This is a genomic window from Microvirga sp. P4_G7 (assembly GCF_056401005.1).
Genome location: NZ_JBFUKD010000456.1, coordinates 1 through 3,142, shown reverse-complemented (window position 1 = coordinate 3,142; position 3,142 = coordinate 1). Strand labels below are relative to the sequence as shown.

Here is a 3,142-nt window from a genome sequence, read left to right as displayed (position 1 = left end):
CCAGAACGACGGCGGCAATTTTGGTACCGCCTACGTCGATTCCAACGCGAACATTGCTCATCGAGCCCCCTGTCCAGCCAATACGCGATCGGCTTCTACGACGGCGACGTGAATATGGTAAAGAGTGCTCGCTGGCACCCGATCGACTACAACCTCGCCATCCGGGCCGAACTGATCGATCCAGCCGGCCTTGAATGGTTTTGCAAGATAGACGTCCCGCAATTGTTCAAGGCTCCGTATGGCCCGGTCGAGGGCGGTTTCGCGTCCGATCTCGGCTTCCGCCAGCCAGGCCTTCGCGAGCTCCGTTTGCGGCCAGAGACGTCGTGTTGCGCGACGGATTCCACCCCGACTGTCTGCCTCGTCCGGCAGGAATCCGGTTTTGGTGTCGGCGCGCTTCAGGGCATCGTCCAGAAGCGCGCTCGCCAACGGATCTGCCGCACGGTTTGTCAGTTTCTCGAAACGCCGAAGCAGCCACGTCCATTCCGCCTGATGCCCAGGCTCGACGCTCTCGCCTTCCGGTCCCGGTCGAACCGTCCAGTCATCATTGAAATACTCGCGCAATTTCGGAGCGGGGCTCAAAAATCGCTCCACCAACATTTGGCGGATCTTGTCCGCACGACCGAGCGCACCGGGATATTCGAGCGTCTCATGCAGCGCCAACATGGTCTCGAAGCAATGCATATGCGGATTCTGACGTCGAGGAAGCGATACGGGCACACCCTCGAAAAGTGCTCCGTCGCGCGCCGTCAATCTCTCATCGATAAAGTCTTGCAACTGGTCGACAAGGCCTCGCACTTGCGCGTCCCCACTCGCACGCGCGAGCCAAGCCAATGCCAATAGAATGAACATGTGATCGTAAGTGTCGCGCCGGTGATCCGCGACCGAGCCGTCGGGGTGCAGAAGATGCACGAAACCCGGCTCGCGATCGGGCGCTCTCGCCTTGCGCAGCATCCAATCGAGCAACTCGAGCGCAAAGCTCGTTCCGTCCGGAAACCACCCCAATTCGGCCGCGTGGCTGTAGACGTAGATCTGCCGGGCTTGGACGCGCACCCGTTTGATCGCTCTCAGATCGGGCGACCCGTCCCACAACATCTGCTCGTGGACCCCCCCATAGCGGCCGTCCCACCCGCGAGACTTCCAAAATGGTAGGGCTTCTTCGATGAGCCAGGGCTTGAGATCGATCATCGTAGACTTCCCTTGCGACAAGCGATGCCCGAAATGGCTCGCTCACTCAGAATAGTGGGCCTTGTGGCTCAACCTTAGGATATTCTCAACCGATCAGGCGACGGAACGCTCGGTGAAATCGGCGTGGACAGGCGTCTCAAATGTACGAATCTGTCCATCAACCCAATCGACTTTCATATGCTTCGCGGACAGCCCATCGAGATAGGCACGCATGATGTCGGCGAAGAGCGCCAGACGCCCCTGCACTCCGGCGCTGCCTCGATGCCGCGCGAAACGATCGATGATCTGCCGATATGTGGCGATCCGCTCTGCGCCGATATCGGCGAAAGCCAGATCGGACGCGTGCCGAAGGCGATACCAATCGACCACCATGTCTTTGAAGGTTACGCGTTGCAGAGCATCCGGCGCGTCTCTGATACGATCCTCGATCGCCGCGAGCACGTCCGCGGCATCGAGCGGCTCATCGATCGCGGCCAAGAAGAGCAGATCCGAGCCAGTCAATCGCGCGATCAGGGGCAACAAGTCGTGTGGCCATTCCTTCGTCAGGTAGCGATGGCTCACGAGTTCAGACATATGTGCACGCACGAATGCGTAATAGTCTCGCGCCTCCAAAACGGAACTGGGACGTTCCGCCGTGGCGGTGAGTTCGCTTCGGTAGAGGTTAAAGAAGGTATCGAAATTCGGCACGTCGCGAAYGACGACAGTCTCGATCTTGATGTCCGCGTCGTCGAGGGTGACAATCTTGTAGGCGGGCGGATATCCGGCGAGTGAAGGCACGGCCACGTTGATCAAGCGGCCATGCTCGCTCTCATGAACGCTGACCACATTGACATGAAGGTGACCACTGAAGTGCAGGCCGATACCGGTTCGCGCGAACGCGTCACTCGCGGCGGGAGATGGAGAACGTCGCGCAAATCCGGTCGATCCAAGGAGTTTCTCCTCGGCCGCGACAGTTCCTCTCAGAAAATCGACGACCGGATAATGCGAGAACACGAGGAGTTTCTTGCCGAGCGAACGCGCTCGCTTTTGAACATCCGCGAGCCAGTCGAAGATAAACGCCTTGTGTTCCAGCACCGCATTCCATCCTGCGTCGGAACTCTCCACATATCCCTTTGGTTCATGCGGCGGAAAATCACCGTTCTTGGGTACATAGACATTGGAATCGATCGACACGAGCCAAAGTCCTTCGAACGGCTCGACGAGATATGAAGCATCGATCGTCCGCCTGACATTCGCGCCGTCGCGCGAACGGATCTCGAAAGTTCGCGTGGCGAGATCATCAATCTCGCCGAACGGCGTTTCCCAATGAAGGAATTGCGGGCGGCGGAAAAAACCCGCTTCCGCCATCGCAAGAACGGCATCGCCGTAACCGAGGCCGAACATCTTGTCGGTCACGATCTGTGGTCCGCTCGACTTCATCACATGCGAACTCGTCACGAGAGTGTGCGAGCCGTCGCCGTTGAGAAAGCGCTTGTCGTGATTTTTTCCAACTGGAGTTCTGACGTCGTGATTGCCGACCGTCGCGTAGAAGGCCATGCCGTACTGCGCGCGGTAGCGGTCGAGCACCTTCTTCAACCCGTCGAGCGTCGCACGCTGTCCGTCATCGGAATAGTCGCCGACAAGCACCACGTGACGAATGTCGCGCGCGACAAGATCATCCAGCACCGCCAAGAACGCGAAATAGTTTTCATTGAAGATCCGTGTCGAGTTTACGCTGTCCCGCAGCGTGCGCGCACTGACACGTCTTGCCGCCGAAGAGATTTCAGGGCCATCGAAATCATAGTCGCCATAGACATCGTGAAAATGAACGTCGGCGAGAATTGCAATTTTCGTCATCGAACCATCTTTTGTGCAATCTCCCCTGCAACGGAAAGATCGCCATCCTTCAAGCATCTCTTATGCAACGTCCTGGTTCGCCCTGACCAGAATGCAGCGGAAATCGTTCACGTTGGTGAAC

2 protein-coding genes are annotated in these 3,142 nt (G+C 58.1%); both read right to left on the bottom strand.

Going from position 1 to position 3,142, the window contains the following annotated elements; translation table 11 throughout:
- Window positions 1–57: 57 nt before the first annotated feature.
- Window positions 58–1,185 (bottom strand): AGE family epimerase/isomerase, encoded by a 1,128-nt coding sequence (locus AC1DT3_RS16280; RefSeq protein ID WP_477466288.1) that lies wholly within the window; start codon window positions 1,183–1,185, stop codon window positions 58–60.
- 93 nt (window positions 1,186–1,278) lie between these two features.
- Entirely contained in the window at window positions 1,279–3,021 is a 1,743-nt protein-coding gene (locus AC1DT3_RS16275) for a metallophosphoesterase family protein (protein WP_477466287.1), read from the bottom strand.
- Between the last annotated feature and the right edge of the window lie 121 nt (window positions 3,022–3,142).